A 20,333-nucleotide genomic window follows, 5' to 3' on the forward strand; every position below is an offset into this window, starting at 1 on the left:
GAAACCATCCTTGGAGGCGACACAAATGGCCTATTATTCAGTACTTGCCGTTACACCAACCAACGAAGACTGGATCCCAGATTATCTTCCAACGGCGAATAAACTGGTTGCAAAGCATGGCGGCAAATATCTTGCCCGAACTACAACCCACACTCAGGTTGAAGGCCCGTCTCAGCCTGCTGCTTTACGGATCATTCTTGAATGGCCCTCGAAAGAGGCAGCGATGAGCTTCATGAATGATCTCGAATACAAACCTCATCTAGAGGCGCGGACTGCAGGTTCAGAAAGCTATCACTTCGTCATCGATGGCAATGACGATCTTAGCTAGGAAATTCATTCCAAAACGAACTGACCCAGCTCAAAGAGTAGACCAATGCCACGCAAAGCAATTGTAAATTATCACGTTATTGCAGATCAGCGCCAAGCGTATCACATCGACGCTGGTGGGGTTCAGGGAAAGATCATCTCTCCTCCTCATGCGGTAACAGAAGTTAACTTGTACGACGTTCGCGCAGAGACTTCTGTCAGTTTTTCGGACGACAGCATTGGGTTTGTTACTTCGGCTTCCGAAGTGCATTCATTTGAACAAGATGACGAATGGCATCGCGTTTACGATCAGGAACTCGATACACTTCTGTCCAGAAATCTCGGTGCCAAAGAAGTGGTGGTTTTTGATCACACTGTGCGCGTTGACGATCCGAATTCAAACAGGAAACCGGCTCGTAATGTGCACAGCGATTACAGCCCTCAAGGGGCAAAACAGCGGTTGATTGATGTCTTGGGAGAAAAAAAGGCTGCTGTTTGGGAAAAGGGGCATTACGCCTTTGTTAACGTGTGGCGCCCGATTCAAAACCCAATCAATTCGGCACCGCTTGGGTTTGTACGACCCTCAACAGTGGCTGAAACCGACTGGCTGCAGATTGATTTGGTTTATCCCGATCGCAAAGGGCACATCATGGGTTTGGTGGCCAATCCGGATCATGAGTGGGTCTATCAATCTCGAATGACCCCGAACGAAGTTGCCATATTCAACATCTACGACAACCATGGCAAACCCTCCATCGGACACAGCGCGCTTGATTTGATTGAAGACCTGTCTTTGACCATCCCACGCAAGAGCATCGAAAGCCGCACCCTGATCCGTTACTGATAGACGCTCCACGCAAATAGAGGTTGCAATGCCAGACGGAAACGTGATCGCTGAATTCCCTAAACTGAACCGGGGTTACAATTCGGTCTTTCGACCTGATGCGTTGAGTATTGGTTTGGTCGCCCCTCTGGAGGCTCACCATCACAACGCGGTTCCCGACATGTCTCGCCATACGGAAAGAGCGCAACTGGCGGACAAACTCGGTTTCGCAGCACTTTGGTTAAGGGACGTTCCGTTTAACGTTCCTAACTTTGGCGATGCCGGGCAAATATACGACCCATTTGTCTATCTCGGATTGCTCGCCGGGCTGACAAAGGAAATTGCGCTGGGCGTGGCCAGCATCGTTTTGCCACTGCGCCATCCAGCGCATGTTGCGAAGGCCGCAGCTTCGGGGGACCAACTTTCCGGCGGGCGGTTGCTGTTGGGTGTCGCGTCCGGAGATCGGCCCGAAGAATATCCGGCACTGGGTATGACCTATTCTGACAGAGGTGCTCGGTTCCGCGAAAGCCTAGAATACATTCGTAAAATGGCCACTGAGTATCCCGATTTTTCCAATAACCACGGAGAACTGAATGGGCGGTTCGATATGTTGCCCAAACCTGTTGCCAGCCACTTTCCGATTCTGATCACCGGCGGCAGCCAACAATCTCCGGATTGGATATCTGCTAACGGAGATGGTTGGATGACATATCCGCGCGATGCCAAAGCGCAAGCGCAGCTTGTCGAAAACTATCGCGCAAAATCTTCAGCAATTGGCAAACCTCCAAAACCGGTTATGCAATCGCTGTACATTGACCTTGTTGCAGATACCTCGGCCGATCCCAGCCCAATTCATCTCGGCTTTCGGTCTGGCACCAAATTTTTGAAATCCTACCTGCGCGATCTGCAAGACTGCGGGATCAACCATGTGGCCCTGAACCTCCGGTTTAATGGCGGCGATGTCGAAGACACCATGAAACGTCTGGCAGATGAAGTACTGACAGAGTTTCCAACGCAAGGAACAACGCAATGACTAAAACAATACTGGTTACCGGAGCTACGGACGGAATAGGTCTGATGACGGCAAAAACTCTGGCCAATCGTGGACACCACGTCATTTTGCATGGGCGCAGCGTGGCCAAGCTCGCATCTGCCGCTTCTGAAATTGGTCAGGGCATATCAACTTACAGGGCGGATCTATCGTCTTTGCAAGAAGCATATGACTTGGCGATGTCGATACGTACCGACCATGATTGTATTGATGTTCTGATTAACAACGCGGGTGTCTTTAAAATTGGAGACCCGATTTTGCCGAACGGGCAGGATGTTCGATTTGTTGTGAACACACTGGCACCGTACGCTTTGACGAAAGCGTTGCTGCCAATCATCCCAAAGGCAGGCAGAATCCTCAATCTGTCATCAGCGGCCCAAGCACCTGTCGACATCGCAGCCTTAAAAGGTCAATCCCGTTTGGGCGACATGGCCGCCTATGCCCAGAGCAAGCGCGCAATCACCATTTGGTCGCATGAATTGGCCGGTCGCCTTGCTGAAGGTCCCGTAATCATCGCCGTCAATCCCGGTTCACTTCTTGCGTCCAAGATGGTCAAAGAAGGCTTCGGCGTGGCCGGCAACGACTTGCAGATTGGGGTAGACATTCTTTGCCGCCTCGCACTGGACCAGGACTTTGCCAATGACAGCGGAAAATACTGGGACAACGATTTTGGCGGCTTTTCACCGGTCAATTTTGGCGATTCTGAACGTGTCATGAACGCAATCGAAGAACTCGTCTGAAAGTGCATAAATCACGAAATAACGCGGCTTAAAAAATCCCGCGTTTTCTTATCCCTTCTCCTGAGGTGATGGGCGGATTTGTTCGTTTAACGCAATGCCTCCAATAGCTTCAGAGTCGGGTATCCATCCGGTAAAAAACCTTGCGCCAATTGAAATGCGCGAACGGCATTAACCGTGTTTGGTCCAGTCAGTCCGTCAATCCCTTGCGTATCAAAACCAGCTTGGGTCAAACGCTCTTGTAACTCTTTGCGCTCAGTAAAACTAAGCGCCCGGTCGCCCCTTGGCCAAGAGGCGTCAAAAGGTCTACCACCCGCCAATCTATCGGACAGATGACCAACTCCGATGACATAGGCGTCGGCACCGTTATAGGCTTCGATCACATTGAAGTTGTCAAAGGTCATTAACGATACCCCTTTGCCGCCGGCCGGCAGAAGAATCGCTGCACGCCCATAGTCCGGAACGGGTTTGCCATTTCGCCCAACGACCCCACGCTCGGCCCAATCTGACGGCATCTGAGTGAAGTCCCGCCTTGCGGTGGAATAGTCAAAACCGTCTGGCAGTTGAACCTCGACACCCCAAGGTTGACCCATCGTCCAACCATGTCGCGAAAGATAAGCCGCGGCAGATGCCAACGCATCCGTTGGATCATCCGACCAGATGTCGCGCCTTCCGTCGCCATCGAAATCCACCGCATATTTCAGATAGGATGTTGGCATGAATTGCGTATGCCCCATGGCACCGGCCCAGCTGCCGATCATCTTTGAGGGACTGACGTCACCCGAGTGAACAATCTGGAGTGCTGCGATCAGCTGCGTTTCAAAAAACTTGGACCGCCTTGCGTCAAAGGCCAGGGTGGCCAAAGATTGAATAGTCTGGTTGTTACCGCGAAAGCTTCCGAACGAAGTCTCGAGCCCCCAAATCGCAACCACGATCTCTTTTTCTACGCCGTACTTTGTTTCAATACGTTCTAACGCATTTCCATACTTTTCGAGCACGGCACGCCCGTCGACCACGCGCCTGTCTGATACTGCCGAGTCCAGATATTCCCAGATTGTCTTGGAAAACTCAGCCTGATTTCGATCCCGGCGGATAACGTCTGTGTCATAAGTTAAGCCTGCCAACGCACTATCCAGAGTGTATGATGAAACGCCCTGGTCTAATGCCCTTTGCCTGAAGGCACCCAGCCAAGCCTGAAATCTAGCATTTCCCTTAGTCGACACGCGTTGCACCTTTTCCGATGGCCTTACAACCGGCCGGATGGAAACTGTCACATCGGCCGAAGCCAAATGGAACGCTGTATCTAACCCTTTGGGAACCCGCCATTTCACGTTTTCTGTTGTTTCCGCCTGCACGATGGATGCCCACAATGCGACGGTCATTATGCCACCTACGCATTTATGCATTCCGATTTTTCCTGATTACTGCTCAGCCTCAGCATAGCGCAAAACTGAAGTTTCGCAAAATCCTCAGATCTAATTTTCTTGCTCTTTTCCTTCGCGGTCTGCTCGAACACGCACTAGCGCAGCGCGTAGCAACGGAACACGGTTTGGCCGGAAACTCTGGTCTGTAACAGACATTTCGCGCATCCGATCCAAACGAAAGACCCTAAAATCTTTGCGCAAATGACACCAACTTACCAGCATGCTGGCGCGATCCATGTAGACGATGCTTAGCGGGTTAACCCGACGATGTGTTTTATCACCCTTTTCATCGGTGTAAGCGAAATCCACGGCGCGTTCGTCCCACGTTGCCTGCCGTAATTCAGAGACTTCGATTCCCGGTACGGCAGGCCGTTCAAAACGCGTCGCAGTTAACACCGCATGGCTGAGCCGGTGCGATTGTCGCTGCGGCAACCGACCTTGCAATTTACGCAACGCTGTACTGGCCGCTTCAGATAGGGCCGGATCTCCAATCAACTGAACTTCTCGTAAGCCCAGAACCAGCGCTTCCAATTCGTCGTCAGTGAAACCCAATGGCGGCAGCGTTGCGTCTTCGATCAAGGTAAACCCAAATCCCGCCTCACCATCAATCACGGCTCCCAAACCCCGCAGAGTGTCGATATCTCGATGCACTGTGCGCGCTGAAACACCAAGATCTTGCGCCAATTGCGCAGAGGTCTTCGGCGACGGGCCAGAGCGCAGAGCTTGCATAAGCTGAAACAGGCGTGCGGTGCGGGACATAACATAAAATAACCTACGCCTAGTGACAGAAATTGTCATTAGTCCAGCTTATCCCCTTGTCATCACCAAAACTGGAGCGCCCGATGCTGACACTTCTGACCTACCCACCCGCCTTTGGCTTGTTCAGTGCAAGCCCGTTCTGCGTTAAGTCTGCATTGATGCTTCAACATTGCGGCCAAGATTGGCAGCGCTCTGACATGCTGGATCCTCGGAAGATGCCGCATAGAAAACTACCGGTCCTACGAACGCCTGAACGGTTGGTTCCGGACAGTGACCAAATCCGCGATTGGTTAGAGGCTCAGGGCGCAGATTTTGACCATGGTCTAACGGATGTTCAAAAGGCTCAGTCTCGGGCGTTGGTTCGAATGGCAGAGGAGCATCTGTACTTTCAGATCGTACTTGATCGTTGGGGTAATGACACTGTTTGGCCAATCCTGCGGGAGACCTTTTTCACTGAGATACCCGCCATGTTTCGGAAACTGGTGAGTAATTCAATTCGCAAATCAGTATTGAGAGGACTTGAGGCTCAAGGGGTTTCGCGGTTTTCAAAGGCTGAGCGGACAGATCGGATCGAACGTGACCTGAGGGCAATCTCAGAGTTTTTGCGCAATTCGCAATTCTTGTTGGGAGAGAAACCGACATCGGCAGACATGAGTGTTGGGCCGATGCTGGCCGCGATGCGCGCCACGCCCGCAGAAACGTCACTGACACGTCGGATCAAACAGGATAGGCTGCTAAACAGCTATGTATATAGGATGCAGCAGGCTATTCCCTTGTCATGAAACCGTTTGACGATCCTTCCGTCGCCGCCGCGTTCGACGCTTTTCCCGTCAGTACTCGTACCGGCGCTCTCTCACTGCGTGAATTAATTCTAGATACGGCACAATCCATTCCATCTGCTCTTCCCCTGCAAGAGGCGTTGCGCTGGGGGCAACCTGCATATCTTGCGCCCAAGGGATCGACAATTCGGCTGGGCAAGCACAGATCGGCGCCATTTGCCCTTTTCGTGCATTGTCAAAGCCGATTGATGCCGGAATTTACCGCCGCATTTCCCGGCGAGGACCGTATCGACGGTAATCGTGCAATTCTTTTTGACGACCCCCAACAAATCGACGAAACGCGACACGGTTGGTTGATTGCCCGCGCACTTATCTATCACCTTTGACGGCGCTTGCGTTCGACTTTTCGTTTAATCTTATCTTTTTTTCGTTTTGCGCTGACGGCCTTGCGTCGGGTCGACCGCCCTTTGGAACCCCCACCGCGAAGCACAGCTTTATCCTCTATTGATAACAGCTCCAGCTCCAGCCCACCGGTCACAGGCGTCGCCTCGGTCAAGCGAACTGTGACGCGCTGCCCGATACTGATCAATAGCCCCGTATCGGAACCCATCAAAGTGCCCGCCTCGCGATCAAAATGAAAGAACTCGCGCCCTAGTGAACGTACCGGTACCAACCCGTCAGCTCCGGTTTCGTCCATCTTTACGAAAGCTCCAAAACGGGCAATGCCGCTGATGCGGCCGGTGAATTCGTTGCCAACCCTCTCACTTAGATAGGCAGCCAAGTAACGGTCGGTTGTATCGCGTTCCGCCATCATCGAACGACGCTCGGTATCCGAAATATGCGTGGCAGTTTCCTCAAGCCGGTCAATTTCATCTTCAGTCTGACCATCCTTGCCCCAACCATGTGCAGAAATCAGTGCACGGTGCACGACCAAATCTGCATAGCGGCGAATGGGCGATGTAAAATGCGCATAATTTCTAAGCGCCAGCCCGAAATGGCCGAAATTCTCGGGGTTGTAATAGGCTTGCGCCATTGATCGCAGGGTGGTCAGATTGATCAACTCCGCATCTTCAGTTCCAGCAGCGGCATTGAGCAAATCGTTCAGATGGCGGGTTTGTAGAACTTGCCCTTTCGCAAGATTCAAACCTGCGGCCTGCGCGGTTTCCCGCAAGCTTTCCAATTTTTCAGGCGCAGGTTCTTCATGTACGCGAAACAGTAAAGGCCGACGCTTTGCTATCAGGGTTTCCGCAGCAGCAACATTGGCAAGGATCATGAATTCTTCAATCAACCTGTGCGCGTCAAGCCGCTCACGAAACGCCACACTTTCCACTTCGCCCTTATCCGAAAGGACTATCTTGCGCTCGGGGAGGTCCAGTTCCAGTGGTTGCCTAACCGCACGAGCCTTTTTCAGCGCGGCATAGGCAGCATAAAGCGGTTCAATTACCGGCTGCAACAAAGGACCTGTGCGATCATTGGTGTTGCCGTCAATTGCTTCTTGCACCTCTGCGTAGTTCAGCGAGGCCGCAGACCGCATCAGACCTCGTACAAAGCGATGGCCAATTTTGTTGCCGGTTGCGTCGATCTGTATGCGAACAGCAATACACGCTCGCGGAACGCCCTCGTGCAAGGAACAAAGGTCGCCAGATAGACGATCAGGAAGCATTGGCACGACACGGTCGGGAAAATAGCTGGAGTTCCCACGCTTTCTTGCTTCGCGATCCAGGGCGCTTCCGGGTTGTACATAGGCGGCTACATCTGCGATGGCCACCCAGATGACATGTCCTTCGGGGTTTTTGGGGTCGTCATCCGCGTGGGCGTAACAAGCGTCATCGTGGTCCCGCGCGTCCGAGGGGTCGATGGTGAGCAAAGGCAAGTCCCGCAGATCTTCACGGCCCTTAAGACCAACTGGTTTTGCCTTGTCTGCTTCTTCTATCACTTTGTTGGGAAAATCATCCGGAATCCCATGCTGGTGGATTGCAATCAAGGACACAGCCTTGGGCGCCGAAGGATCGCCCAACCGTTCAACGACACGTGCGCGTGGCAGACCCATGCGGTTCTTTGGGCCGGCTTGTTCAGCCTCGACCAATTCACCGTCTTTTGCACCCAGCACAGAGCCGTCGTGAACCAGCCATTCGGTTTGGCCTGCTTTGTCGATTGGTACGATCCGTCCGCCTTCAGCCCCTTTACGGAAGATACCGACGATCTTGCGCGGATTGGTTCCGATGCGACGGATAAGTCGGGCTTCGTAATTGTGGTCTTCCTCGTGCACTACGGTCAGACGGGCCAGAATTCGGTCACCCTCTCCCAAAGCAGGGTCGCTGGCTCGGGAAACAATCAGCACAATGGGTTCAACGCCTTCGCCATGCCACTCCAAAGGGCGCGCGAACAAGTCACCGTCTGCATTCGGAGCCTTTACCTGCAGAACGCTGACCGGTGGCAAACGATCCGGATCACGATAGCTGCGCTTGCGCTTTTCCAGATGCCCTTCGGCCTCAAGCTCTTTGAGCAATCGCTTTAGATCAATCCGATCCGCGCCCTTGATGCCAAAGGCTTTGGCAATGTCGCGTTTTGAGGTCAGGGTGGGGTTCGCCGAGATCCAGTTTAGGACCTCCTGCTTGGTTGGTATGCGAGTCATACTTTCGGCCTAGCACGGGTGTACGACCGCGTCATGACCAAAAAAGCCCAACCGCGTTTTAACTAGACAAGTCCGACGCTGTATCCACGTCGCGTAATTCATCCAGCATAGCAACTCGACTACTTTTTACTGACACCAGTGTTTCAATAAGTGCGAATTCAGTTGACCACCGCACGTTGCGGAACAGATCCCTGGGTAATGCGCAATATCGCTGTGCCCCGACAAGCCAATAGCCGCCATCGAATGCGGGCCCAAAGACCATCTGCGCAGACCCCAGCGACCTGAATGCCGCCGAAATATGCTTGCGTGTGACCCCGGGGATGTCCGCGCCGATTAAACAAACCGGTCCTTTGGGCGCCGACTGCAGCATCCGTGTCATTCGCTGCCCCAAATCCCCGGGTCCCTGTGGCTTTTTAGGCAAGTCAGGCGGCCAGACCCGGCTGTTTGCGCCTTCACGGTCAGGAGAAACAGCAAGGACAATTTGCCAACGTGGATCTCGCAGCCGTCGGATCAAAGCGCTCGTTTGATGTCGGAACCACCAAGCAGCCCTTATCATTCCAAGATCACGGCCCAGCCGCGTTTTGACCCTTCCCGGTCGGGGTTCCTTGACCATTATAACAAGTGTGCGTTGCATTTTTCAGGCGAAGTAATCCGCTAGGATGCGTGTGTAGATCGCCTTGAGCTGTTCAATCTGCGCTACTTCCACGCATTCGTCGACTTGGTGCATTGTTCGGCCAACCAGACCAAATTCGACCACAGGACAATGGTCTTTTATAAAGCGCGCATCAGATGTTCCACCCGACGTCGACAACTCTGGCTTGTTGCCAGTCTCGGCCTCCACAGCGTTCGCGACCAATTTTGATAGTGGCCCCGGAGGTGTCAAAAAGCTTTCGCCAGAAATCTTGATCTGCGTATCGACATCGACGTCAAACTCTTCCGCGACGCGGGTTGCTTGGGCGTTCAGCCATTCGCTGAGGCTAGCGCCGGAATGAAGGTCATTGAACCGAATATTTACCGCACCCTGACACTTGGCCGGGATAACATTTGTGGCAGAGTTGCCCGTATCTACGTTCACGACCGCAAGTGTGCTTGCATCAAAGTGATCGCTGCCCTGATCTAATTGGTGCGTTGCAAGACGATCCATCAAACGGACCATGGCGGGCAACGGGTTTTTTGCCCGATGGGGATAGGCTGAGTGCCCTTGAACACCTGTCACTGTAAACCACGCGGTCATCGAACCTCGGCGGCCAATTTTCATCATTTCGCCCATCGCGTTGGGACAAGTCGGTTCGCCTACCAGACAAACAGACATACGTTCACCGGCGTTCTCCATATAATCCAGCAACGCAATTGTCCCGTCCAAGGCGTCGCCTTCTTCGTCCCCGGTAATGGTCAATATAACAGCCCCGTCAGGTGGGGCATCGCGCACGAAATCCACGGCTGCGGCAGTAAAGGCAGCCACCGCCGATTTCATGTCAGTCGCGCCTCGGCCAAACATAACGCCTTTGCGGATTTCAGCACCGAACGGAGGCGCCGTCCAAGCCGTTTCATCGCCAATGGGCACAACGTCAGTGTGGCCATTGAACCCAAAACTGCGTGGGTGACCCTTTTGTCCCCAGCGTGCAAACAGGTTCGAAACACCGCCTCGGTCAGCACGAAAGCATTCAAACCCTGCCTCGGAAAGAACAGTCTCCAGCAATTCTAATGCGCCACCCTCGGCTGGTGTGACCGACGGACAACGGATCAGGTCTGCCGTCAGTCTGACGGGATCGGTCATTTGGCACCTCGCAAATTGGTTTCCTTCCAGGTTCGCGCACAGATTCAATGAATTGATATGATTGCCAACCCCACAGCCGTAATTTTCTTTCGCGCTCTTAAAGATATTCCAGTTTGCTGGATCTGGAAAATCGAGCTAGTTGACCAAGTGTTCGACTTGCTGCCCACTGTATTATAGCGCTACAGGGCCGCAAAACAGAAAGAAACTATGCGTGTAGTCTTCGCTTTGATCTTACTGGCTTTCTCGGTTCTTACCCAGCAAAGCCAGGCCCAGACACTTACGGTTACGACCGTGACCCGCCCCCCATTTTCATATGTTGAAGATGGCGCACAGGTGGGGTTTTCCATGGACTTATTGGAAGCACTTGCCGAGTCCTTGGACTGGGACTACTCGATCAACCGGGTGGAAACCTTCAGCGACATGCTGGGTGCCGTTCAGGACGGTACTGCCGATCTGGCCATTGCGAACATCTCGATTACCGCTTCACGCGAAACCCAGATGGACTTCAGCCAGCCAATATTTGAGTCTGGATTGCAGATCATGGTCCCCTCGGACGCAGTGCGCAGACCATCTCTTTTGCAGGCTCTACTGTCTGCGGAGCTATTCATCGCAATCGGACTAGCCTTCGCCATCTTGTTAGCGGGCGGAATGACGATGTGGATTTTCGAACGCCGTGCGCAGCCCTACTTTGATCGCAAATTAGATGAGGCGTGGTTTCCATCATTTTGGTGGGCATTGAACCTCGTGGTTAATGGCGGCTTTGAAGAAAGAATGCCACGCACAGCATTCGGACGGATTCTGGGCGTCATCCTGGTTGTTTCTTCGCTATTTATCGTATCCGTTTTCACTGCTCGTATCACATCCGTCATGACGGTGGACGCAATCAGCGGCAATGTGAACTCTGTTAATGACCTTTATGGTAAGCAGGTAGGCACGATTTCAGGCTCCACCGCCGCAAATTTTTTGAACCGGCGCGAGATTGAATTTGTCGGATTCGAGAACCTCGAAGGACTGTTAAACGCTTTTTCCGACAGTGAACTGGATGCTGTTGTATTCGATGCGCCGATATTATCTTATTTTGCTAACCACGACGGGCGCAAAATAGCGTCTATCACCGGCGGTGTATTCATGCGCGAGAACTATGGAATAGTCTTTCCTACCGGCTCGCCTTTGGTCGAAGACGTAAATCAGGCGTTACTGGCTCTCCGGGAAGAAGGCGTTTACGACCAGATTTATCGCACTTGGTTTGGGGCTCGGAACTAAGCCTAGTCTCCACTACCAAAAAATGGGGTCATCTGCGCGACGATTACCGCGTTTTCATCCAGTGCTCGTTGCATTAACGCACGCTCTTCGGGATCAACTTCGTGCCCCTGAGCTTCGCGTTCAGCCAAAGTGCCATAACCGGTGACGTCTAACGGTGCTGTGTCCGCCTGTTTCAGGATAGCCACTGTTTCTCGCACCGCTTCGGCCTCGTCCACGCCACTTGCAAAACACATCAGCGCGGCTCCGGTTGCACCTTCTGGCAGGCCGTCACCTTCTTTGCGACCAATCTGAACCAACAATGTGTAAACTTGCTGGCGCGAAGGCTTCTTTTTCATTTTCATAAAACTGCCATACGCACTGACCAACCGTCAGTCAACAATCTGCTGGCATTCCCAAGATTTTAGACCGAGGCGCAGCAATTCTATGAATTAGTTGAAAAATCTCGGTATTCCGCTACCATGAAGTGAATTTACAACTAGTGTCCTGTTTCAATGTACCGTTCACAATCCACCCCTCTGCCTTTGGAAGACGAAGCCCGGTCGCATTTGAGCAACTGCGGTGTATCGAGCAGTAGATATTTCAGAAAACAACCCAGTTGAAATTTCTGGGGTGCGTGTCATCGGAGACCACACCATGCGACAAAGCCTCGCCATTTCAACACTTTTTGCGCTGATGTTTTTTTTCTGTTTCGCTCTGTTTCACTTTCATTTCGGATACTATTTTTTTGGACAGGCTGGCTTCTCGGTTGGAAATGACGATTCCTTTATTAGCTATCGTTACGCTCAAAACTTGATCGAACATGGCGTCCTGACCTTCAATGTCTCCGACACTCCGGTGGTCGAAGGTTTTTCGAATCCGCTCTTCGTTTTGGTTAGCGCGCTGGTATATGTCGGCTCTGGACCAGATTTACTATATCCCGCTATGGCATTTCTTGGCGCCGCTTCAATTGGCCTGGCAATCGTTCTTCTTAGTCGTATTGCGCAGATACATGGCCATAGGGAATTGGCCGTTCCATTGATGCTTGCGACGGCTTTTTGCCCGCCATTTTGGATTCACGGGACCTCTGGCCTTGAAACATCATGGGTTTTGCTCTTCCAGGTTCTGATTTGGTTGCAGTGTCTGATCGTCAAGGATAGCGAGGGCAACAAAGGTCTCTTTTGGCTGCTGGTGGCGACAGGTGCATTGGTATTGCTACGTACGGATGGTTTCGTTTTTCCTGTCTTGGCGGCCTTGTGGTTGCTAATGCAAGGGCAACGTCGAGCTGCACTCCTTGTTGTAGCCTTTGCGGCGGGACTGTTCGCTGTGCAAGTTGCAGTTCGGTACTGGTACTACGGGTTGGTCCTTCCGTTGCCCGTTTACGTCAAAGTAAGCGGTCCACTATTGGATCGGCTTGTTGTGGCTGGTCGGCTACTCGCTAGCATTTCTGTGAAGAATGGTTTGTTTCTGCCAATGCTCGGTGCATTGTCTGCAGGTCTTGTCTGGATTAGCGGTGTACTCAAAAACCGAAACAGGTCATCTGTTCTTGATCTCCCATTTGAGCTTTGGATGATCGGCGGGCTAGTTGGGTACTATCTTTATGTTGGTGGCGACATCTACAGGGAAAGATTCCTTGTCGTGTTGTTTCCACTCGGCTCTATGTTACTCTTTAAGTTGGTGTCGCGGAACTTTGGGAATTTTGCCCTTATTACCTCTGCTTCGCTCCTGATTTTCTGGCAGATTTCGGCGGCATTGTTGACAGATCGGCGCCTGGACTATGCATTTGAAAAACCAAAATATGATCGCTGGATAACTCTCGGAAAATTTCTTGCCGACAAACATCCTGATGCGCTTTTGGCAACGGGGGCTGCCGGCAAGTTGCCATATTTCAGCGGACTGAACACGATCGACATGCTGGGCCTTAACACACGTGAAATCGCTTTTAGCGAAGCGCATAGCTTTGTCCCAGGACACAACAAGTTTGATCCTGACTTTGTTTTTTCACGGTCTCCCGACATTATCTGCGCGCATTTATTCGGTTCCGGGTCAATGACTTGGGGCATTGAGCAAGATCGTTACACCGATGAAGGTTACCACCTAGTTTACCTTGTCCGTGATCGCGATGTGCCTGGGGACGAAATCTTAGACATGCGCAACGCAACCAAGTCCGAAGTAGCGGACCTGATTGCGGCTGGATACACATACGGCTGTATTCTAAACGGCACCTATCTTGCTTCACTTGCAAGCTAGGCTCATTAGTAAATCAAGACCACAATTTATGAGAACAGCCCTGATAGAATTTGTCGGCGCAATAAAATGTTCGATTGCAAGGCCCTGAAAAATCAGTCTCGCAACAATTCGTTAATGCCTGTTTTCGAGCGGGTCTTTTCATCGACCCTCTTCACAATCACAGCGCAGTAAAGGCTGATGTTGTTCTTAGATGGCATCGAACCTGAAACTACCACCGAATACGGTGGTATCTCTCCATAAGTGACTTCGCCTGTCTCGCGGTCAACAATCTTGGTGGATTTACCGATATAGACGCCCATTCCCAGGACCGAACCTTCGCGAACTATGCAGCCCTCGACCACTTCGGAGCGGGCCCCAATAAAGCAATTGTCCTCGATGATTGTGGGACCCGCTTGCATTGGCTCCAAAACACCGCCGATGCCAACGCCTCCGGATAAATGGACGTTCTTTCCGATTTGCGCGCAAGAGCCGACTGTGGCCCATGTGTCGACCATAGTGCCCTCATCAACAAAGGCACCCAGGTTCACGAATGAAGGCATCAACACTACACCCGGAGCGATGTAGGCCGATTTGCGAACCACACAGTTGGGCACGGCGCGGAACCCTGCAGCGCGCCAATTGTTTTCGCCCCATCCGGCGAACTTGCTGTCCACCTTATCCCACCAACCGCCGTCTTGCGGACCACCAGACTGGATTTCCATATCCTTGATACGAAAGCCCAAAAGCACCGCTTTTTTTGCCCACTGGTTCACATGCCAGCTGCCATCCTCTAGCTTTTCCGCCACACGGAGCGAGCCGCTGTCGAGCGCATTCAGAGTATCCTCGATCGCTTCGCGCTGCTCCCCTTTGGTGGTGGGGGTTATGCTGTCGCGCGCCTCCCACGCGGCTTCGATGGCGGCTTCCAGTTGGGCGTTGGACATAGGGTCGCTCCCTGCAGACTTTGTTCACGTTGGACTTGCCTATACGCAAGCGCACGATCCGCTGCAATGCGATGCAGAGCCAAAGTTTACAGCGAAGTAGCATATATTCAGGACGCAAGCGGGTCAGGCGATATGTTCCCCCCACAGATCAGAACCGCAACACGTTCTTCCGGCTCGGGCTTGTAGGCGCCCGATATTAGTGCCGCCAAAGCGGTCGCACCCGCCGGTTCGACTAGGATGCGATGCGAATACCACAACATCTGCTGGGCTCGGGTAATCGCCTCGTCCGGAACCAGTACCGATGAAATTCCTTGGGCCAGTTCAAAACAAATTGATCCGATTCGGCGCGCGCCCAGAGCGTTTGCCGCTATTCCTGAGACAGTAACATCCACCGGATGGCCTGCCTTCAAAGCTGCGTTAAGTGCACATGAAGTTTCAGGCTCGACCGCCACAACTTTCCTCGCGCCTTGATACCAAGCTAATGCCCCGGCAATCAGACCGCCCCCGCCAACCGCGATCAGTACTGTGTCGGCTTCCAATCCCTGCCGGTCCCATTCGGCAAAGCACGTGCCCTGCCCGGCCACAGTAGCCGGCGCATCATAGGCGTGGATCTGCATTGCACCGGTCGCCTCTTCATAAGCCTGCGCCTCGGTCAATGCGTTAGCGTACTCTCCGGACACGACGCTCAGGTCCGCACCTGTCTTTCTGATCAATGAAATTTTTGACGGCCCAGCGAGTTCCGGAACAAAAATTTTGGCCGGATATCCCAGCGACTGGGCAGCATAAGCCGCTGCTGCACCGTGATTGCCACCTGACGCTGCCACCACGCCTGCCGCAGGAACGTTCATACTTAGCAACGTATTGAAAGCCCCCCGGGCTTTGAAACTACCTGTGTGCTGCATATGCTCAAGCTTCATTTCGATAGGGTAACCAAGCTCGAACGCAGCACTCTGCATTACGGGCGTTATCTGAGCATGTCCCGCAATTCGATCCGACGCTGCCGAAATATCGTTCTTCCAATTCATTCTTGTCTTTCCATGACTGGCACTCTGTCCGCGAACCCTATAGCTGTTTGGAAAACACGCAAGCAGGGATCGTTCAAAATGAGAGAAGACCGCCTCAGCCCCTTTCGCGACGCGCAAACCGACCGCTCGACAGCGCGCGAGGTGCCGGAAACGCCGCAGACCCGCTCGCCTTCTTATCGCCTAGCCTTTGCCGACGATGATTTCCTGTGCCGGGACGAACTGCGTCCAGTGCGTCTGCAACTGGAGCTTCTGAAACCCGAGATGATCATGTCCGAACGACAGATCACCTCAACCATCGTTATGTTTGGCGGAGCCCGCATTCCGGAACCTTCGCAAAAACATACAGCTCGGACGCAAACACTGGCTGGTCTTTCGACTTACTACGACGAAGCACGGGAATTTGCCCGGTTGATGACCGAGAAGTCAAACCAGACCGGATGCCGCGAAAACGTTATTGTCACAGGAGGCGGACCAGGCGTAATGGAAGCTGGAAACCGTGGTGCTCAGGATGCGGGTGGATGCTCGATCGGGTTGAACATCGTTCTGCCGCATGAACAGGCCCCCAATCTATTCGTAACGCCTGATCTCAGCTTCAATTTCCACTACTTCGCGATCCGCAAGATGCATTTCCTGATGCGCGCCCGTGCTATTACAATTTTCCCTGGCGGCTTTGGAACAATGGATGAGCTGTTTGAGTCTCTGACATTGATTCAGACCGGAAGGATGGAGCGAGTGCCATTTTTGCTGTTTGGCCGGGAATTCTGGGAAAGAGTAATCAATTGGAATGCCCTCGCAGACGCCGGTACGATCTCGGACGAGGATTTGGACCTTTTCAGGTTTGTCGACACCGCGCAACAGGCTGTCGATATCATTGAGAACTGGGAGCCAGCTCCGCCCCGCGATCAAATTCCGGGACGCTGAGTTATGAAGACCCCTAAGATTGGCCAGATGCTCCACCTGCGTGGGAATTCCTTGAACAAGGGTGAACCCGTAGCCCTTCCCTTGACCCAGAGCAGCATGTTTCACCTTCCCGGTTCCCCCGAAGGTCATGACACTTATGGCCGCGTGAACAACCCGACATGGGAGCATTTGGAAAGTCTGCTGGCACATTTGGAAGATGCACCTTGCCTGACTTTTCCGTCTGGCATGGCGGCGATCACGGCCGCTCTGTTTGCAACGCTGGCAGCTGGTTCGCGGGTGTTGATCCCAGCTGATGGATACTATGTGACTCGTTTGCTTTCGGATCGCTTCCTATCAAAATTCGGCATAATTGTGGAAAAACGTCCAACCATCGCGTTTACGAAAGGCGGTTTCGATGGATTCGATGTGGTTTTTGTCGAAAGCCCCTCGAACCCTGGTTTGGACATGATCGATTTGGCCTCTGTGGCCCAGCAGGTGCGAAACGCGGGCGGCCTGACCATCGCCGATAACACAACTATGACCCCTTTAGGCCAGCGACCGCTGGATTTAGGCGTCGACGTGGTCATATCGTCGGATACCAAGGCAGTTGGTGGCCATTCAGATTTGCTGATGGGACATGTTGCCTGCCGCAACGCGCAGATCATGGAACAGATCGAAGAGTGGCGCCGTGTTTCTGGTTCAATCCCAGGTCCGCAAGAGGCTTGGTTGCTGCATCGCGGATTAGAGACGCTTGACGTCAGGTTCAATCGTATGTGTGAAACGGCTCAGGTTCTGGCGGAACGGCTGTCCGAGCACCAGGCGATCAGGCAAATCCGCTATCCGGGCTTACCAAATGATCCCTCTCATGCATTGGCTGGTGCGCAGACCGCGCGCTTTGGGTTTCTTCTTTCGATAACACTTGGAAGCGAAGAACAGGCTGAACGCTTCATAAATACGTGTCCATTGCTGCGACCTGCGACGTCTTTTGGCGGCGTCCACAGCTCAGCAGAGCGACGTGCCCGCTGGGGTGACGACGTCGACCCAGCCTTTATCCGTATTTCAGTTGGTTGCGAACCTGTCGAAGAACTTTGGCAAGCTATCGAGGCCAGCCTGAATTCGTCGTGACTATTTCTTGGGCTCACGCAATTCTTTGAACACATAGATCGGCAAAACTACACTGGCTACCAATGCGCCCAACCAGACTAACAGTGTAGCGGCCAACAGGTTGGAAAGCCCGCCAACGGTCAGCCCTGCAGCGATCAAGTCAGTTGCCAGCAAGCCGACAAACGTCACTATCAATGCTATACCACCCTTGAGCGCCGGAGCTTTCTTTTCGCCAAGCTTCAATATCAAAGGTTCAGCCACAACCTGAACAAGTGTAAAAACAATTACCACCACGATAAATGATATCGGTTGGATTGAGAAACCAGTCAGCAGCACCGAGGCCAGCAGCAATCCAATTGCATTACCGGCCAGCAAGGCCAGAGCGGACTTAATTCTGCGCGACATTTCGAGGACCTCTTTCGTTTCAACGTCTCAAGTTATGCAGATATTATCAATCAATTCGAATTTAGCGAGGAATTTCAGGGCTCCACTAACTTTGACCTGTTGAAATCACGTGATAAAACACCTTCATTAAAACCTGCCTTGCCCTGACCCTGATGCGCGAGAGTGAGATGAGCGACGATCCCTACTCTGTTCTTGGTGTCTCGAAAGATGCCAGTGACGCCGAAATTAAAAAAGCATATCGGCGTATTGCTAAGGATTGCCACCCCGATCTCAAACCCGGTGATGCAGAGGCTGAGGCGAAATTCAAAGCTGCTGCAGCGGCCTACGATCTGCTGAAAGACCCCGAAACACGCGCGCGTTATGATAACGGCGAGATCGATGCTTCTGGACAGGAACGCCCGCAGCAGCAGTATTACCGCGATTACGCCGAGGCTGCGGGAAATCCCTATCGTTCTGGTGCCCACTATGGCGATCCAGACGACATGTCTGACATTTTTGCCGAATTTATGCGTGGGCAAGGAGGCTATGGCCAGCAAAGGACACATGAATTCCACGCCCCCGGACACAATCGCAGTTATACTCTGCAGATCAGCTTTTTAGATGCGGTCTTCGGCGCAAGCCAAAAACTGACTTTACCAGACGGCGACCGAATTGAGGTTAAGATCCCCGCCGGGATCACCAGCGGACAAGCAATTCGACTGCGTGGCAAGGGTGCCCCCGGTTTTGGCGAAGGCCCTCCCGGAGATGCACTGGTAACCATTTCCGTGACCGAGCATCCGGTTTTTGACCGCCAGGGCGACGATATCCATATCACTTTGCCCATCACAATTGATGAAGCGGTTCTAGGCGGAAAGGTGCAAGCACCCACGATAGATGGGGGTGTCAACGTTACTGTCCCGGCCGGCACAAGCAGTGGTAAAACCCTGCGGTTGCGCGGCAAAGGCGTGAAGAAACGCGGATCTTCCGACCGTGGCGATCAGCTTATAGAACTTACTGTCGCCATGCCGGAGAAAATCGACGACGCGCTGAAACAATTCATGGAAACATGGCGTGAATCCCACCGCTATGATCCACGCAAGGGGATGCCATCATGACCCGCAAGCTGACAGAGGACGAATTGCTTGGGGCCATCGCGCGCCTGACGTCGGACCGGTTAAGTGAATATTTAGCAGCCGAGATTGTAATCCCGGAACAGTCTGAACAAGGGCTGGTTTACCAAACTATCGACGTGGCACGTTTAGAGCTGGCCTGCGAGTTGCATGACCAATACGACATGGAATCAGACGCCTTGTCGATGATGATCTCGCTAATCGACCAAATGCACTGTTTGCGCGCAGAATTGCGCGAAGTTCTGAATGCTGTCGATGCGCAGCCAGAGCCGGTACGCAAAAAAATGATCGAAATTATAGGCACTGCACGGTTCCAGCAAAGATAATCCGAGCTAAAAAATTCTTCAAAGTAAACACAAAGACGAACTTCGACCGCGCGGCGAAGCCGTCATCCAAGCAACCTTTTCAAATGAGCCTGGATCAGTTGCCGACACGGTATTCTTCGGGCACGTAAAAAGTGTAGTCTCGGTCGGCGACTGCTTCATGGCAATCATGGCAATAAGCCACCGCTTCGGCGCGGCTTCCCATCGTGTCACCGAATAACGACCCGTCCGGCATTACCATGATGTATCTCCAATCCGCAGTGTCCGGGCTGGCCCCTGCCGCCAATTTCTCCATCACAAACATTGCTCCGGGGTGGACATGGCCTTCGTCTGTTACAGTCATGCTGTCCTTGGCCAATACGGATCCCACGGGCAAAACCTCGCCCTCCTGCAAAGTACTATAGTTGTGCGCCATGCGGTTTGCGTAGCTGTTTACATATCTCTGCCCATGCGTAGCCGAGATATAAGGCGCATCGTTGAAAAGTGGCCATGCCTGATAATTTAAGAGCAAGTCCAGCTGTGCCGCCGCATATCCCCGGTCCATCCGGCGGGACAATGACATATAATGCTCAAGAGCGTCTTCCTTGGATAAATCCGCAGGATTCTCGATAGCCAAATGCGCATCTTGATCTGTTGTCTGCGCAACACCAACCGTCAAGAACAGGGTGCAGAGCGTCAACCCACCTATGGCCCCTATAAATCGCATGTGTCTCGTAATCATTGTGCTGGCCCACCTGAATGATCAGTTTGCCTAAACGCCGCTTTCT

The 20,333-nt window shown here is 52.8% G+C and carries 22 protein-coding genes; 12 read left to right on the plus strand and 10 right to left on the minus strand.

What is annotated here, in order from left to right; genetic code table 11:
* The first annotated feature begins 25 nt into the window (after positions 1-25).
* Genes GOV45_RS15205 through GOV45_RS15220 form a run of 4 tightly spaced genes read left to right on the plus strand, consistent with a single transcriptional unit; the run spans position 26 to position 2,920 of the window.
* The gene (locus GOV45_RS15205) at positions 26-328 is read left to right on the plus strand and encodes a DUF1330 domain-containing protein (RefSeq protein ID WP_170479320.1); all 303 of its coding nucleotides are present in this window, start codon (positions 26-28) and stop codon (positions 326-328) included.
* Between the two features lie 45 nt (positions 329-373).
* Positions 374-1,150, plus strand: coding sequence for a CmcJ/NvfI family oxidoreductase (locus GOV45_RS15210; protein WP_170479322.1), 777 nt, complete (start codon positions 374-376; stop codon positions 1,148-1,150).
* A gap of 28 nt (positions 1,151-1,178) precedes the next feature.
* Positions 1,179-2,162, plus strand: coding sequence for an LLM class oxidoreductase (locus GOV45_RS15215; RefSeq protein ID WP_170479324.1), 984 nt, complete (start codon positions 1,179-1,181; stop codon positions 2,160-2,162).
* Positions 2,159-2,920, plus strand: a complete 762-nt coding sequence (locus GOV45_RS15220; RefSeq protein ID WP_170479326.1) for an SDR family NAD(P)-dependent oxidoreductase — start codon at positions 2,159-2,161, stop codon at positions 2,918-2,920. Before GOV45_RS15215 ends, GOV45_RS15220 begins: the two co-directional genes overlap by 4 nt.
* An 86-nt stretch (positions 2,921-3,006) precedes the next feature.
* On the opposite strand, the gene GOV45_RS15225 is transcribed toward GOV45_RS15220, so the two are convergent.
* Together GOV45_RS15225 and GOV45_RS15230 are read right to left on the minus strand one after the other, a co-directional pair.
* On the minus strand, positions 3,007-4,299 hold the full coding sequence (locus tag GOV45_RS15225; protein ID WP_254448018.1) for a lytic murein transglycosylase: 1,293 nt from the start codon (positions 4,297-4,299) through the stop codon (positions 3,007-3,009).
* Between the two features lie 93 nt (positions 4,300-4,392).
* On the minus strand, positions 4,393-5,100 hold the full coding sequence (locus GOV45_RS15230; protein ID WP_170479330.1) for a helix-turn-helix transcriptional regulator: 708 nt from the start codon (positions 5,098-5,100) through the stop codon (positions 4,393-4,395).
* Positions 5,101-5,183: 83 nt separating this feature from the next.
* On the opposite strand from GOV45_RS15230, the gene GOV45_RS15235 reads away from it, so the two are divergent.
* Together GOV45_RS15235 and GOV45_RS15240 are read left to right on the plus strand one after the other, a co-directional pair.
* A complete protein-coding gene (locus GOV45_RS15235; protein ID WP_170479332.1) occupies positions 5,184-5,882 on the plus strand; it encodes a glutathione S-transferase family protein in 699 nt (232 codons plus the stop codon).
* A complete protein-coding gene (locus GOV45_RS15240) occupies positions 5,879-6,265 on the plus strand; it encodes a DUF1801 domain-containing protein (protein ID WP_170479334.1) in 387 nt (128 codons plus the stop codon). Before GOV45_RS15235 ends, GOV45_RS15240 begins: the two co-directional genes overlap by 4 nt.
* Here the strand turns inward: GOV45_RS15240 and rnr are convergent.
* From rnr to dapE, 3 genes are read right to left on the minus strand one after another with little or no spacing between them, the layout of a single operon-like run.
* Positions 6,256-8,514, minus strand: a complete 2,259-nt coding sequence (gene rnr, locus GOV45_RS15245) for a ribonuclease R (RefSeq protein WP_170479336.1) — start codon at positions 8,512-8,514, stop codon at positions 6,256-6,258. The genes GOV45_RS15240 and rnr overlap by 10 nt on opposite strands.
* Positions 8,515-8,572: 58 nt before the next feature.
* Positions 8,573-9,148: a TIGR04282 family arsenosugar biosynthesis glycosyltransferase gene (locus tag GOV45_RS15250; protein WP_170479338.1), complete on the minus strand. Its 576-nt coding sequence runs from the start codon at positions 9,146-9,148 to the stop codon at positions 8,573-8,575.
* 3 nt (positions 9,149-9,151) lie between these two features.
* Positions 9,152-10,291 (minus strand): succinyl-diaminopimelate desuccinylase, encoded by a 1,140-nt coding sequence (dapE, locus tag GOV45_RS15255; RefSeq protein WP_170479340.1) that lies wholly within the window; start codon positions 10,289-10,291, stop codon positions 9,152-9,154.
* Positions 10,292-10,498: 207 nt separating this feature from the next.
* Between dapE and GOV45_RS15260 the strand changes: the two genes are divergently transcribed.
* Positions 10,499-11,554 carry a transporter substrate-binding domain-containing protein gene (locus GOV45_RS15260; RefSeq protein WP_170479342.1) on the plus strand — a complete coding sequence of 352 codons (1,056 nt, stop codon included), beginning with the start codon at positions 10,499-10,501 and terminating at the stop codon, positions 11,552-11,554.
* Between the two features lie 2 nt (positions 11,555-11,556).
* Here GOV45_RS15260 and GOV45_RS15265 read toward each other — a convergent pair whose 3' ends face one another.
* The gene (locus GOV45_RS15265) at positions 11,557-11,895 is read right to left on the minus strand and encodes a hypothetical protein (RefSeq protein ID WP_170479344.1); all 339 of its coding nucleotides are present in this window, start codon (positions 11,893-11,895) and stop codon (positions 11,557-11,559) included.
* Positions 11,896-12,187: 292 nt separating this feature from the next.
* Here GOV45_RS15265 and GOV45_RS15270 point away from each other — a divergent pair, with 292 nt between their 5' ends.
* Positions 12,188-13,780, plus strand: a complete 1,593-nt coding sequence (locus GOV45_RS15270; RefSeq protein ID WP_170479346.1) for a hypothetical protein — start codon at positions 12,188-12,190, stop codon at positions 13,778-13,780.
* Between the two features lie 92 nt (positions 13,781-13,872).
* On the opposite strand, the gene dapD is transcribed toward GOV45_RS15270, so the two are convergent.
* Entirely contained in the window at positions 13,873-14,700 is an 828-nt protein-coding gene (gene dapD, locus GOV45_RS15275) for a 2,3,4,5-tetrahydropyridine-2,6-dicarboxylate N-succinyltransferase (protein WP_170479348.1), read from the minus strand.
* 107 nt (positions 14,701-14,807) lie between these two features.
* On the minus strand, positions 14,808-15,725 hold the full coding sequence (locus GOV45_RS15280) for a threonine/serine dehydratase (protein WP_170479350.1): 918 nt from the start codon (positions 15,723-15,725) through the stop codon (positions 14,808-14,810).
* Positions 15,726-15,803: 78 nt separating this feature from the next.
* On the opposite strand from GOV45_RS15280, the gene GOV45_RS15285 reads away from it, so the two are divergent.
* Together GOV45_RS15285 and GOV45_RS15290 are read left to right on the plus strand one after the other, a co-directional pair.
* Entirely contained in the window at positions 15,804-16,646 is an 843-nt protein-coding gene (locus tag GOV45_RS15285) for an LOG family protein (RefSeq protein ID WP_170479352.1), read from the plus strand.
* Between the two features lie 3 nt (positions 16,647-16,649).
* Complete coding sequence (locus GOV45_RS15290; protein WP_170479353.1) at positions 16,650-17,750, plus strand: cystathionine gamma-lyase; 1,101 nt, start codon at positions 16,650-16,652, stop codon at positions 17,748-17,750.
* On the opposite strand, the gene GOV45_RS15295 is transcribed toward GOV45_RS15290, so the two are convergent.
* Complete coding sequence (locus GOV45_RS15295; RefSeq protein WP_170479355.1) at positions 17,751-18,134, minus strand: hypothetical protein; 384 nt, start codon at positions 18,132-18,134, stop codon at positions 17,751-17,753.
* Positions 18,135-18,301: 167 nt separating this feature from the next.
* Here GOV45_RS15295 and GOV45_RS15300 point away from each other — a divergent pair, with 167 nt between their 5' ends.
* Positions 18,302-19,228, plus strand: coding sequence for a DnaJ C-terminal domain-containing protein (locus tag GOV45_RS15300; protein ID WP_170479357.1), 927 nt, complete (start codon positions 18,302-18,304; stop codon positions 19,226-19,228).
* On the plus strand, positions 19,225-19,569 hold the full coding sequence (locus tag GOV45_RS15305; protein ID WP_170479359.1) for a hypothetical protein: 345 nt from the start codon (positions 19,225-19,227) through the stop codon (positions 19,567-19,569). Before GOV45_RS15300 ends, GOV45_RS15305 begins: the two co-directional genes overlap by 4 nt.
* A 94-nt stretch (positions 19,570-19,663) precedes the next feature.
* Here the strand turns inward: GOV45_RS15305 and GOV45_RS15310 are convergent, their stop codons facing one another.
* Positions 19,664-20,287, minus strand: coding sequence for a cytochrome P460 family protein (locus GOV45_RS15310; RefSeq protein WP_170479361.1), 624 nt, complete (start codon positions 20,285-20,287; stop codon positions 19,664-19,666).
* Positions 20,288-20,333: the final 46 nt, after the last annotated feature.

The sequence above is a fragment of the Ruegeria arenilitoris genome (assembly GCF_013035425.1).
Classification (GTDB): Bacteria; Pseudomonadota; Alphaproteobacteria; order Rhodobacterales; family Rhodobacteraceae; genus Ruegeria; species Ruegeria arenilitoris_A.